At 39.6% G+C, this 13,050-nt stretch carries 13 protein-coding genes; 12 read left to right on the top strand and 1 reads right to left on the bottom strand.

The annotated features are described in order from the left end of the window. The first annotated feature begins 51 nt into the window (after positions 1–51). The 4 genes from nrdI to CKW02_RS08590 all read left to right on the top strand — a co-directional run bounded on the left by nrdI (position 52) and on the right by CKW02_RS08590 (position 4,206). On the top strand, positions 52–444 hold the full coding sequence (nrdI, locus tag CKW02_RS08575; protein ID WP_008360380.1) for a class Ib ribonucleoside-diphosphate reductase assembly flavoprotein NrdI: 393 nt from the start codon (positions 52–54) through the stop codon (positions 442–444). Next, positions 404–2,506 (top strand): class 1b ribonucleoside-diphosphate reductase subunit alpha, encoded by a 2,103-nt coding sequence (gene nrdE / locus CKW02_RS08580; protein ID WP_003212060.1) that lies wholly within the window; start codon positions 404–406, stop codon positions 2,504–2,506. The genes nrdI and nrdE overlap by 41 nt, the downstream gene beginning before the upstream one ends. Before the next feature lie 17 nt (positions 2,507–2,523). Then, entirely contained in the window at positions 2,524–3,504 is a 981-nt protein-coding gene (gene nrdF, locus CKW02_RS08585; protein WP_003212452.1) for a class 1b ribonucleoside-diphosphate reductase subunit beta, read from the top strand. An 84-nt stretch (positions 3,505–3,588) separates the two neighbouring features. Further along, positions 3,589–4,206: a hypothetical protein gene (locus tag CKW02_RS08590; RefSeq protein WP_003211636.1), complete on the top strand. Its 618-nt coding sequence runs from the start codon at positions 3,589–3,591 to the stop codon at positions 4,204–4,206. 67 nt (positions 4,207–4,273) lie between these two features. On the opposite strand, the gene CKW02_RS08595 is transcribed toward CKW02_RS08590, so the two are convergent. Then, positions 4,274–5,032 carry an N-acetylmuramoyl-L-alanine amidase gene (locus tag CKW02_RS08595; protein ID WP_003211781.1) on the bottom strand — a complete coding sequence of 253 codons (759 nt, stop codon included), beginning with the start codon at positions 5,030–5,032 and terminating at the stop codon, positions 4,274–4,276. Between the two features lie 320 nt (positions 5,033–5,352). Between CKW02_RS08595 and spoVK the strand changes: the two genes are divergently transcribed. The 8 genes from spoVK to CKW02_RS08630 all read left to right on the top strand — a co-directional run bounded on the left by spoVK (position 5,353) and on the right by CKW02_RS08630 (position 12,915). Next, complete coding sequence (spoVK, locus tag CKW02_RS08600) at positions 5,353–6,312, top strand: stage V sporulation protein K (RefSeq protein ID WP_095117798.1); 960 nt, start codon at positions 5,353–5,355, stop codon at positions 6,310–6,312. A 121-nt stretch (positions 6,313–6,433) separates the two neighbouring features. After that, positions 6,434–7,696, top strand: coding sequence for a GTPase HflX (gene hflX / locus CKW02_RS08605; RefSeq protein WP_003212285.1), 1,263 nt, complete (start codon positions 6,434–6,436; stop codon positions 7,694–7,696). A gap of 18 nt (positions 7,697–7,714) precedes the next feature. Then, entirely contained in the window at positions 7,715–8,995 is a 1,281-nt protein-coding gene (locus CKW02_RS08610) for a methionine gamma-lyase family protein (protein WP_003211518.1), read from the top strand. Positions 8,996–9,085: 90 nt separating this feature from the next. Further along, entirely contained in the window at positions 9,086–9,496 is a 411-nt protein-coding gene (locus CKW02_RS08615) for a MerR family transcriptional regulator (RefSeq protein WP_003211674.1), read from the top strand. A 59-nt stretch (positions 9,497–9,555) separates the two neighbouring features. After that, on the top strand, positions 9,556–10,890 hold the full coding sequence (gene glnA / locus CKW02_RS08620; RefSeq protein ID WP_003211015.1) for a type I glutamate--ammonia ligase: 1,335 nt from the start codon (positions 9,556–9,558) through the stop codon (positions 10,888–10,890). A 221-nt stretch (positions 10,891–11,111) separates the two neighbouring features. Then, positions 11,112–11,585 (top strand): hypothetical protein, encoded by a 474-nt coding sequence (locus tag CKW02_RS20445; protein ID WP_034619886.1) that lies wholly within the window; start codon positions 11,112–11,114, stop codon positions 11,583–11,585. Between the two features lie 56 nt (positions 11,586–11,641). After that, on the top strand, positions 11,642–11,839 hold the full coding sequence (locus tag CKW02_RS20450; protein ID WP_034619884.1) for a hypothetical protein: 198 nt from the start codon (positions 11,642–11,644) through the stop codon (positions 11,837–11,839). Positions 11,840–12,291: 452 nt separating this feature from the next. Further along, on the top strand, positions 12,292–12,915 hold the full coding sequence (locus CKW02_RS08630) for a hypothetical protein (RefSeq protein ID WP_231953223.1): 624 nt from the start codon (positions 12,292–12,294) through the stop codon (positions 12,913–12,915). The last annotated feature ends 135 nt before the right edge of the window (positions 12,916–13,050 follow it).

The raw sequence follows: 13,050 nt of genomic DNA on the forward strand, positions 1-13,050 counted from the left end.
ATAGTGAATAACGAAATGATCAACAATACTAAAAACTAGGTCGTGATGGAATTGATTCAAATCGTATTTGATTCAAAAACAGGAAATGTTCAACGCTTTTTGGACAAGACCCCTTTTACAGACAAACGAAAATTGACTGGAGAAGAGTTTTTGGATACGCCGTTTATTCTCGTCACCTTTACGACAGGATTTGGACAAGTCCCTAGTACTACTCAATCCTTTTTAGAGAAAAATGCTCACCTTTTACTAGGTGTAGCGGTGAGTGGAAACAAAGTATGGGGAGATAATTTTGCCAAAAGCGCCGATACGATTTCTAAACAATATCAAGTTCCTATTTTGCACACCTTTGAACTAAGCGGAACAAAAAGGGATGTTGAATTGTTTACACAGGAGGTAGAAAGAATTGTCACAAAATCAGGTTCCAAAGTGGATACAATTAAATAACGAGATTATGATTCAAAAAGAAGGAAAGTTTCAGTTCGATAAGGACAAAGAAGCTGTACATAGTTATTTCGTAGATTATATTAATCAAAACACAGTCTTCTTTCACAACTTAGAAGAGAAGATTGATTACTTAATAGAAAACGACTACTATGAGGAAGAATTTTTAAGACAATACAGCATGGCAGATATTAAAGAGGTATTCGAAGCTGCATATGCGAAGAAATTTAGATTCCCATCATTCATGAGTGCGTTTAAGTTTTACAACGACTACGCACTGAAAACAAATGATAAAAAGAAAATCCTTGAACGCTATGAAGACCGCATTTCAGTTGTAGCGCTTTTCTTTGCGGGCGGAGATAAAGAAAAAGCCCTTGAGTTTGTAGAACTGATGATCAATCAGGAATACCAGCCAAGTACACCAACATTCTTAAACGCTGGACGTAAAAGACGCGGTGAGCTTGTGAGCTGCTTCTTGCTTGAAGTGAATGACTCATTAAACGATATTTCAAGAGCGATTGATATTTCAATGCAGCTTTCAAAATTAGGCGGCGGCGTCAGCTTGAACTTGTCAAAGCTTCGTGCAAAAGGCGAAGCAATTAAAGATGTTGAAAACGCGACAAAAGGTGTCGTCGGCGTGATGAAGCTTCTTGATAATGCATTCAGATATGCAGATCAAATGGGACAAAGACAAGGATCAGGTAGTGCCTACCTTAATATTTTCCACAGAGATATTAATGATTTCTTAGATACAAAAAAAATCTCTGCAGATGAAGATGTGCGTGTGAAAACATTGTCCATCGGTGTCGTCATCCCGGATAAATTTATCGAGCTTGCCAGAGAAGATAAAACAGCTTACACCTTCTATCCGCACACAGTCTATAAAGAATATGGACAGCATCTTGATGAGATGGACATGGAAGAAATGTATGATGAGCTTGTAGAAAACCCGAAAATCAAAAAAGAAAAAGTCAATCCGAGAAAGCTTCTTGAAAAATTGGCTGTTCTTCGCTCAGAATCTGGCTATCCATATATCATGTTCCAAGATAATGTGAATAGAGAGCATGCATTAAACCATATTTCACGAGTGAAATTCTCAAACCTTTGCTCAGAAGTGCTTCAAGCTTCAGAGGTCTCTTCTTACGCGGACTATGATCAAGAAGATGAAATTGGTCTTGATATTTCTTGTAACCTTGGTTCATTAAATATCATGAATGTCATGAAAAACAAATCGATCGAAAAAACGGTCAAACTAGCAACAGACTCACTCACGCTTGTATCTGAAACAACAGATATTCGCAATGCACCGGCTGTTCGAAAAGCGAACAAAGCGATGAAATCAATCGGACTTGGTGCGATGAACCTTCACGGGTATTTGGCTCAAAACCAAATGGCCTATGAAAGTGAAGAAGCAAGAGATTTCGCGAATACGTTCTTTATGATGGTGAACTACTATTCAATTAAACGTTCAAGTGAGCTTGCAAAAGAAAAAGGAGAAACATTCCATCGTTATGAAGGCTCTGGCTACGCAACGGGCGAGTACTTCAATAAATACGTGGAGAATGATTTCACACCAAAAACAGAAAAAGCAGCAGCATTATTTGAAGGCATGCACATTCCAACAAAAGAAGACTGGGCAGCACTCAAAGACTTTGTAGCGGAAAATGGCATGTACCATAGCTACCGCTTATGTATTGCACCAACAGGTTCCATTTCTTATGTGCAATCGGCAACAGCCTCTGTTATGCCAATTATGGAACGTATCGAAGAAAGAACATACGGCAACAGCAAAACGTATTACCCAATGCCAGGTCTTTCAGCGCAAAACTGGTTCTTCTATAAAGAAGCGTACGATATGGATATGTTTAAAGTGGTCGATATGATCGCAACGATTCAGCAGCACGTCGATCAAGGAATCAGCTTTACACTATTCCTGAAAGATACGATGACAACGCGTGACCTAAACCGCATCGATCTGTATGCACACCATAAAGGCATTAAGACACTTTATTATGCAAGAACGAAGGATACAGGGCAGGAAGGCTGTCTTTCTTGTGTTGTTTGATTAAAGGAGAGTTTAACGTGACAAAAATTTATGATGCAGCCAACTGGTCAAAACACGAAGATGATTTTACACAAATGTTTTACAACCAAAATGTGAAGCAGTTCTGGCTTCCTGAAGAGATTTCCTTAAACGGGGACCTCTTAACATGGAAATATCTAGGTGAAAAAGAGCGAGATACGTACATGAAGGTACTTGCTGGATTGACTTTACTTGATACAGAACAAGGAAATACAGGGATGCCGATTGTGGCTGAACATGTAGAAGGCCATCAGCGTAAAGCGGTATTAAACTTTATGGCCATGATGGAAAATGCGGTACATGCGAAATCATACTCAAATATCTTCATGACACTCGCACCAACTGAAACGATCAGTGAAGTGTTTGAATGGGTCAAAAAGAATAAATTCTTGCAAAAGAAAGCAGATATGATTGTCAGTTTATACCGTTCGATTCAAAAGGACGATCCGATTTCCCTCTTTAAAGCAATGGTTGCTTCTGTTTATTTAGAAAGCTTCCTATTTTACAGTGGTTTTTACTACCCGCTTTATTTCTATGGACAAGGAAAGCTCATGCAAAGTGGTGAAATCATCAACTTGATTTTGCGTGATGAAGCGATTCACGGTGTATATGTTGGATTATTAGCACAAGAAATTTACAACAAACAAACACCTGACGTGCAAAAAGAGCTATATGATTTCTCGATTGACCTCTTGAACGAGCTTTATGAAAATGAACTTCATTACACGGAAGATATATATGACCAAGTCAATTTATCGCATGATGTGAAAAAGTTCATTCGTTACAATGCCAATAAAGCGTTAATGAACCTTGGATTTGCCCCTTACTTTGAAGAAGAAGAGATCAATCCAATTGTATTGAACGGACTCAATACAAAAACAAAATCGCATGACTTCTTCTCAATGAAAGGGAACGGCTACAAAAAAGCAACGGTTGAGCCGTTAAAAGATGACGACTTCTTCTTTGGAGATGAATCATAAGTAAGGCGTAAAAGTCAAAACGCATCACTCGTTTTGGCTTTTTGCCATTTCATATAATGCGTTACATACTGGAGGTTACCGAACATGGGAAAAATGGATGAAATCATACTAGTTGCACCGCGCACACGCGTATTCCAAAACGAATCGCTTGCGTTTAATGGTGTGAATAGTGAAGAGAAAACAATCAACACCATTATGAAAGAAATCGAAGAGCACTTCAAGCAGATGCGCAGAGGCGATGCGGAAGAAAATCCTGACTTCAAGCAGCCGATTCCTTATGTCGTGATTAAGCGTGACGACGAAGTGTATGTATATGAAAGGCTTCAAGGCGGGGGAGAGACTCGATTGCATCATAAGTTATCTCTTGGCTTTGGTGGTCACATGAATTTCATCGAAGGCAAAAACTTTGCTGAAATTCTAAAAGAAAATACGGATCGTGAACTAGACGAGGAACTTTCTATTCAAGAAGAAGACAAACTTGAGATGAAAACCCTTGGTTTAATTAATGATGATGACAACAGTGTCGGCCGTGTGCACATTGGACTGTTATCGGCGCTTGAATTATCTCCAGGCGCTCATGTAGAAGTGAAAGAAACAGATCAAATCTCAGGAAAATGGATGAAAGCATCCGATTTGAAAAAGCCTGAATACTTCGATCGACTTGAAACGTGGTCTCAATTTGTCGTGAACATTTTAGCATAAAGGAATCAATCATAAACCGGCTCAGCAGCAGACTTGAGCCGGTTTATTTCGTTATAACAAGCTTCAGTTATTGGAAAACGAATGCGTCATGACCGGCCTGTTTCAATCTTGCGACGAGGTCATCCGCATTTTGCTTTGTACGAAAAGCCCCGGCTTGCACACGGAACATGCCGCCCTCTAATACAACGAAGGCGTCAAAGCCTTTGGATTTCAGCGTGGCTGCTAATTCATCTGCATTGGCTTTCACCTTGAAAGCTCCAGCCTGAACTTTATAAAGATTACTAGCTTTTTTTTTCAGCTGAAAGGCTTTCTCTAATCCAGTGGCATGAGCGCGAGCGATGCCTTGAAGGAAGGTTGCGTTGCGGAGCTTATTTGCATCAGCTGTCGTATCGATGAAACCATTCTCTGTTAAAATAGCGGGCATAGAAGTTTCTCGAAGAACGTGGAAGTTCGCTGTTTTCTTGCCGCGGTTGGCAAAATCCACCGAGCGAACAATTTCATCATGAAGGGCATTGCGATACGTGGTGGTTGGTGCTGAAACGCCAGGATACACATAGCTTTCAAAACCTGTGCCCCCGCCTGCATTAACATGAATAGACACGAAATAGTCAGCTCCCCAGCTGTTTGCCGCATTTGTACGCTGGGCCAAAGTAACGGATTGATCAATTGAACGACTTAAGCGGACGGAAACGTCATCATAATCACTAATCAACATATCTCTCAATAAAATCGCGATTTGCAGTGTGATATTTTTCTCCAAAAGTCCATTAGCAGCAGCTCCAGAATCTGTTCCTCCATGGCCAGGATCAATAAAAATTTTCACCATCTATTCATCACCTCGTCTTTATTTTATGAGAAAATAGAAAAATTGCCTGTACAAAATGCGGAAATCATTGAGACTCTTTTCTGCACAATTTGTGATGAGAAAGCTACATTTTTCTAAGAAAAAACAAATTGTTGGTTTGTCCGCCTAAATGGGATGAATACAATGGAAATAGCACATCATTTCCTGGGAAACCGCAGAAATCCCTACAATATTCGGAATCTCGGGTCATTTTGACAGCAAACTTGGGCTTAAGCGGGCGATTGTCACGATTACAGCTCCACCCGAATAGAATAAAGAGAGAAGAGCGAGAGGTGAATACGTTGGAGCGAGCTGTCACATATAAAAACAACGGCCAAATCAATATTATACTTAACGGACAAAAGCAAGTATTGGTTGATGCAGATTCAGAGGCAGAATACCTAGAAGCCTTGCAGAAAAATGAGGCAAAACACAGCATCTTACGGGAAATAGAGCGTGAAATGAACAGCCTTGTCGGTATGGATGAAATGAAACGAAACATAAAAGAGATTTATGCTTGGATCTTTGTCAATCAAAAAAGGCAGGAACAAGGGTTAAAGGTAGGTAAACAAGCGCTTCATATGATGTTCAAAGGGAATCCGGGCACAGGGAAAACAACGGTTGCAAGACTTGTCGGGAAGCTTTTCTTTGAAATGAATGTCCTCTCAAAAGGTCACTTAATTGAAGCGGAACGCGGAGATCTAGTCGGCGAGTACATCGGTCATACTGCTCAAAAAACAAGGGATTTAATTAAAAAATCACTAGGCGGCATTTTGTTCATCGACGAAGCCTATTCTCTTGCCCGCGGAGGCGAAAAGGATTTTGGGAAAGAAGCGATTGATACCCTAGTAAAACATATGGAGGACAAACAGCACGAATTCATTCTCATTCTTGCTGGCTACTCCAAGGAAATGGATCATTTTCTATCATTAAACCCCGGCCTGCAATCGAGATTTCCAATCAATATCAGCTTTCCTGATTATACCGTCGATCAGCTCATGGACATTGCCAAACGGATGATGGCTGACAGAGAATATATATTTACTCAAGAAGCTGAATGGAAGCTACGAGATTACTTAATGCACATTAAAAGCACCACGAGTCCTGCAAAATTCAGCAACGGCCGTTTTGTGCGAAACACGATTGAAAAGGCCATTCGAACCCAAGCGATGAGACTCCTGCTTGTGGATCATTATGACAAAAAAGATTTGCTCACGATTAAAAGTCACGATCTCCAAATGAAAAAGGATACGCCTACTTAAAATGGCGTATCCTTTTTATAAAGAGATACTAAAATAAACCATCCGAATAGTGGTATACGTGTGATGTGTTTGGTATGATGGTACTACTGAAAACTTAAGTACAGAAAGGAAACAACTGACGTTGAATGAACATGAAATGACAGAAAAAGCGATCCTTGTCGGCTGTCAATTGCCGCATGTCACGGATGAACGCTTTCAATACTCAATGGAAGAATTAGCTTCCTTAACCAAAACGGCTGGCGGTGAAGCTGTCAGCGTAATGACGCAGAAGAGAAATAGACAAGACAGCGCAACATATATCGGTAAAGGGAAAGTAGAAGAGCTTGAAGTGCTTTGCGAGGAATTCGAATGTGATGTCATTATTTTTAATGACGAACTGTCTCCAAGTCAACTAAAAGCTTTGGCAACTGCCTTAGATGTGAAAATTATCGATCGGACACAATTGATTTTAGACATCTTTGCAAAAAGAGCCCGGACAAGAGAGGGGAAGCTGCAAATAGAGCTTGCCCAGCTTCAGTATGCCTTGCCGAGACTAAGCGGACAAGGGATCAGTCTCTCAAGACAAGGCGGCGGAATTGGCGCAAGAGGTCCAGGTGAAACAAAACTTGAAACAGATAGACGCCATATTCGAAACCGTATTCACGAAATTAACGGGCAATTATCTACAGTCAAAGAACACCGTACAAGATACCGGGAACGCCGGAAGAAAAATGGTGTGTTCCAAATTGCCATTGTTGGGTATACGAATGCCGGAAAATCTACTTTGTTTAACCAATTAACAGATGCAGATAGTCATGAAGAGGATCTGCTATTTGCGACACTTGATCCAATGACACGTAAGATGACATTAGCATCTGGCTACAGTGTGCTGATTTCAGACACCGTTGGTTTTATCCAAGACCTCCCAACAACACTCATTGCGGCATTTCGTTCCACTCTTGAAGAAGTGAAGGAAGCCGATTATTTGCTTCATGTCATTGATTCTTCTAATGAGGATTACGAAGGTCACGAACGGACGGTTCATGAGTTATTAGAAGAACTAGAAGCAGACCGTATACCGATGCTGACGGTTTATAACAAAGAAGATCAAATCAGACCGGATTTCATCCCATCTTCAAAGCATCGTCATCTGTTAATCAGTGCGAGACGCGAAGAAGATGTGAAGCGGTTAAAAGCGGATATTAAGGCAGAACTGAAACAAAACTTTTTAAAGCCATATCATGTGAAGATTCCTGCGTATGAAGGAAAGCTCATCTCCGCATTAAAATCAGAAACGCTCGTGGAATCACTAGAATTTCAAAAAGAAGCAGAACTTTATGACATCACCGGGTTTAGCGGTGAGGAGCAGACCATATTAGGTCAAATCAAGAAGTATATGTTGTAAGAAAGGAATTAAATCAAGATGTTTCATACATTAAAACACGGCAGTATTTTAGAAAAAGTAGCAGCAGAAACAGAACAAGACATTTTACACATGCATCAGCAAATTGATCAAAAGAGCGAACAAAATGAGTGGCGGGTGCTTGAAAGCTACCGAAAGCATAGAGTCAGTGACTCTCACTTTAATCCAACAACTGGATATGGCTACGATGATATGGGAAGAGACACGTTAGAAAAAATTTATGCGGACGTCTTCGGGGGAGAAAGCGGCCTTGTGCGTCCGCAGATCATTTCCGGCACACATGCGATTTCCATTGCGTTATTTGGTGTGCTAAGACCTGGCGATGAATTGATCTATATGACGGGAAAACCATACGATACGCTAGAAGAAATTGTAGGGATTCGCGGCAAAGAAGGGACAGGCTCATTAAAAGACTTCCAGATTGATTACAAGGCCATTGATTTAAGGCAAGATGGATCCGTCGATTATGACAAAGTAAAAGAGTCGATCTCCTCTAAAACAAAAATGATCGGCATTCAGCGTTCAAAAGGCTATGCTTCAAGACCTTCCTTTACAATAGAAGAAATCGAGCAAATGATTTCATTTGTAAAAGAGATCAATGAAGAAATCATTGTGTTTGTGGACAACTGTTATGGTGAATTTACTGAATTACAAGAGCCATGTCATGTGGGAGCGGATCTTATGGCGGGTTCCCTTATTAAAAACCCAGGCGGCGGGCTTGCCAAAACAGGCGGCTACATCGTTGGAAAAGAAAAATGGGTAGAAGCTTGCTCTTATCGAATGACATCTCCGGGCATCGGCAGTGAAGCGGGTGCCTCGCTTTATGCGCTTCAGGAAATGTATCAAGGATTTTTCTTAGCACCGCATGTTGTGGCACAAAGCTTAAAAGGTGCAGTGTTCACGGCTCGTTTTCTTGAAAAGATCGGGTTCCAAACGAACCCAGCGTGGAATGCGAAAAGAACGGATTTAATTCAATCCGTCGAATTTGGCGATCCTAACAAAATGATTGCATTCTGTCAGGCGATTCAATACGCATCTCCGATCAACAGTCACGTCACACCGCATGCAAGCTATATGCCGGGATACGAGGATGATGTCATTATGGCAGCGGGCACCTTCGTCCAAGGAGCTAGTATCGAGTTATCAGCCGATGGACCGATCAGACCTCCTTATACAGCCTACGTTCAAGGCGGACTCACGTATGCCCATGTGAAAAATGCGATTTGCAGTGCTGTAGATGCCTTATTGGAACAAGGTTTTATCGACATACCTGCTCGATAAAAAATCCATGTTAATATTCCTAACATTTCGTTGACACATAATATAACATGACATATAATAAATTTAAGCAAAGAGGAGGAGACAGTTGAGATGAGTGATAACATTCGCCGCTCAATGCCTTTATTCCCAATTGGGATTGTCATGCAGCTAACAGAATTATCTGCAAGGCAAATTCGCTATTATGAGGAAAATGGTTTAGTATTTCCAGCAAGAAGTGATGGGAATCGCCGATTATTTTCTTTCCATGATGTTGATAAATTACTAGAAATTAAAAATCTCATCGAACAAGGTGTAAACATGGCAGGAATCAAAAAACTTTTTGCCAAAGCTGAGGCAGAACATCCAGCGTCTGATGCAAAGACCGAGGAGAAAACCACAGCCAAGCACAACTTGACAGATGATGAACTCAGGAAGCTACTGAAAAAGGAACTCATTCAGGCTGGACGTTTCCAACAAGGAACGACCTTTAGGCAGGGGGATATGTCAAGGTTCTTCCGTTAACCAATTAGCAAAAGCATTGCTATACAATTTTACCTTTTGTAGGGGAGGAGTTTTACGAAATGGCAAAATACACAAGAGAAGATATCGTAAAATTAGTAAATGAGGAAAATGTAAAGTACATCCGTCTGCAATTTACAGACATTCTCGGAACGATTAAAAATGTTGAAATTCCTGTGAGCCAGTTAGAAAAAGCTCTCGATAACAAATGTATGTTTGACGGTTCATCTATTGAAGGTTTCGTACGTATTGAGGAATCAGATATGTATCTATACCCAGATCTCAACACATTTGTTATATTCCCTTGGACAGCAGAAAAAGGTAAAGTTGCACGCTTTATTTGTGACATTTACAAGCCAGACGGGACGCCATTTGATGGAGACCCGCGTAACAACTTAAAGCGTGTCTTGAAGGAAATGGAAGACCTAGGATTTAGTGATTTCAACCTTGGACCTGAGCCAGAATTCTTCTTATTTAAATTAGATGAAAAAGGCGAGCCAACGCTTGAATTAAACGATAAAGGTGGATACTTTGACCTTGCACCAACAGATCTAGGCGAAAACTGCCGCCGTGATATCGTGCTTGAGCTTGAAGAAATGGGCTTTGAAATTGAAGCGTCTCACCATGAAGTAGCACCTGGACAGCATGAAATTGACTTCAAATATGCAGGCGCCATCCGTTCTTGTGATGACATTCAAACGTTCAAACTCGTTGTCAAAACGATCGCGAGAAAGCATGGTCTTCATGCGACATTCATGCCAAAACCATTGTTTGGTGTAAACGGATCTGGTATGCACTGTAACCTATCATTATTCAAAAATGGCAAAAACGCATTCTTTGATGAAAAAGCAGATTTACAATTAAGCGAGACGGCTAGACACTTTATCGCAGGTATCGTCAAGCATGCAACTAGCTTTACAGCGGTCACAAACCCAACGGTGAACTCTTACAAGCGTCTTGTACCTGGTTATGAAGCACCTTGCTACGTGGCATGGAGTGCACAAAACCGTAGCCCATTAATCCGTATCCCTGCATCACGCGGCATCAGCACACGTGTAGAAGTGCGCAGCGTAGACCCATCTGCAAACCCATACCTTGCACTAAGCGTATTACTTGCAGCAGGTCTTGACGGAATCAAAAACAAACTAGACGCACCAGCACCAATTGACAGAAACATCTATGTCATGGACAAAGAAGAGCGCCTTGAAAACGGCATCGCTGACCTTCCTGCAACACTTGCAGAAGCACTTGAGCTGCTGAAATCAAACGAAGTCATGGTCAACGCGCTAGGCGATCACTTATTCGAACACTTCATCGAATCAAAAGAAATCGAATGGGATATGTTCCGCACCCAAGTACACCCATGGGAACGCGATCAGTATATGTCTCAGTATTAATAATAAAAACCCCTTGGAGCCATTGGCTTCAAGGGGTTTTTAAAAAGGATTTGGTGGTCAAATTTATAGTGACCAGAATCAAAATGAAGATTGGCCACTTTTTGACCACCAAATTCAACAGAAAATTTCAAAAGCAAACATAACTTTTAGATCAAATAAATCGATATTCACTCCATGACTCTGAGTTCGGTAAATCAAAAGTTAAATAACTTAGTGAACAGATGCAAAATGAACAGCTTGTTTTAGATAAATTCCTAAAAGATCGTGAAAACTCTAAGCGTAAAGAAGCGCTGCAATATCAGCTTGAAAAAGTCGAAAAATCAATTAACGCAAAGTATGATGATCTTATTAATGCTGAGCATGGGTTCAAGGATTTAGAAGGAAAATTGATGAACGATAAGATTATCGATATCAATAAACAGCTTTCTGAATTCACTAAGTTTATCAATTCAAATATGGAGTCAATCGGCAAGTCTATCTCTAACAATTTTATTGATAAGCTTAAAGAGGCTTTAAATGCTCTCGGTGTTGTCGTTAAGGGTAATACTACTGGCCAAAAGATCCCTCGTTTCAAGACTGGTGGATCAGTTGGTAAAGTCCCAGCTCAAGGAGCATTAGCTGTAGTAGATGATGGAGAAATTGTCCTTAATAAACAAGGCTCAGTTAACATGCTTAAAGCTGTTGAGTTTACTTAGAGAAACAAAGATAGAAGATAAAAGCAATAGCAAAGAGCTACGAGTCAATACGAAGTATGTTTAACAATGTAGCTTCTTCAGTTGCTATCGCTAAACTTTCAGTTCCAGGATTTGAAGTGTCAGAGTCCAAGAATGTTACTAGCAATTATTCAGTGAATATGCACATCGATAAAATGGTCGCTGATGAAAAAAGGGCTAATAATGCTTTAGAAACTATTAGAAAAGGATTAAAGCAAATGAAAGGAAAGGTTTGAAAACCGAATCTATAAATTTTCAAGTGTAAATTTAAGGTGCGTAATTAAACTTATAAAACTAATTAAAGGCTTATGAGTTAATTACTATAACATTTAAATAATTTTGATGAATTTGCAATGATACCAGCCCATTCTAACTTATTTTTAATCTATATTCAATAGTTCATAACTGAATAGAATCAGTCTATGCTCATGGATCAAGGTGTTGTCTTTAGTGATGCCTAATTTAAGGGTGAGGCTGTCGTGGAATGCGCTAACAACGTTAAACTTGAAAGAGTAGTGACTCAGCCGATGCGATAAATGAGGATAGGATATCTCTGTGCTTCCCTATTTGCACATGTATCTGAAATTAACAGACGCAACTCAGTATCAAGAAATTGTAAACAAAATGGGAATTATGCCGATAATATAATAACTATTTAAAAGAAGAACATTATTTGGAGGGTGAGTAAGTGAGTTTATGGAATACTATTAAGAATATGATTTTTAAACAAGAAGCAAAAAGTACTGTGAACACTTTAGAAGAAATAGCTGATCCGCCCCTGAAAATTGATGAATATCCAAAGTATGTGAGTGAAACTTCATACTCAGTAAAGTATGAAGAGGAAGATGCATTTTTTGAATATATCACATTCAATGTTGCTGGAGTAAGCTATTATCAAAAAGAAATAAAAAAGGCCATTGCCCAAGAAAAAGACAATTATAATTTTGAAGAAAAATATAATGGAATGACCAATACTGAAATATTAGAATACACTTATGACGAGCCTATTTTCCTTCATCAGGATGAATTTTTTTCTGATTGTTATTTGCAACTTGAGGAGGACAACGAACATGATCCTCAAGCTATTGCAGTCTATGTTAATGATTTGAAAGTAGGGCATGTTCCACTTAAAGATTATAAAAAAGGCAAGGAATTTATATTCAGATATCTTAAAGATGGTATTTCCCATCCTGTTTCATCGAGATTGTATGGTGGGAAATATAAAATTAACCGTGATGATATAAAAGTTGATACTGGTGAATCCACTTACAAAATCGAGTGTCAAATAGTTATTAAGACGAATAAGCAGTAAGACAGATGGTTTTCAAATAAGATGATGTTTTTATGGATTATCAATAATATGTATATTGAACCATTAAAGGTATGCAACCAAAACCCTATTTACTTCATTTATTTACAAATGATAGCATAAAACCGAGGAGGGTTA

This window comes from Bacillus pumilus (genome assembly GCF_900186955.1).
GTDB classification, from domain to species: Bacteria; Bacillota; Bacilli; order Bacillales; family Bacillaceae; genus Bacillus; species Bacillus pumilus.

Excerpts from the sequence above, each read along its gene's own strand:
- CKW02_RS20445 (WP_034619886.1), top strand. The coding sequence starts at position 11,112 with ATGCAAAATGAACAGCTTGTTTTAGATAAATTCCTAAAAGATCGTGAA.
- CKW02_RS20450 (WP_034619884.1), top strand. The coding sequence starts at position 11,642 with ATGTTTAACAATGTAGCTTCTTCAGTTGCTATCGCTAAACTTTCAGTT.
- CKW02_RS08590 (WP_003211636.1), top strand. The coding sequence starts at position 3,589 with ATGGGAAAAATGGATGAAATCATACTAGTTGCACCGCGCACACGCGTA.
- glnA (WP_003211015.1), top strand. The coding sequence starts at position 9,556 with ATGGCAAAATACACAAGAGAAGATATCGTAAAATTAGTAAATGAGGAA.
- CKW02_RS08595 (WP_003211781.1), bottom strand. The coding sequence starts at position 5,032 with ATGGTGAAAATTTTTATTGATCCTGGCCATGGAGGAACAGATTCTGGA.
- CKW02_RS08610 (WP_003211518.1), top strand. The coding sequence starts at position 7,715 with ATGTTTCATACATTAAAACACGGCAGTATTTTAGAAAAAGTAGCAGCA.
- CKW02_RS08615 (WP_003211674.1), top strand. The coding sequence starts at position 9,086 with ATGAGTGATAACATTCGCCGCTCAATGCCTTTATTCCCAATTGGGATT.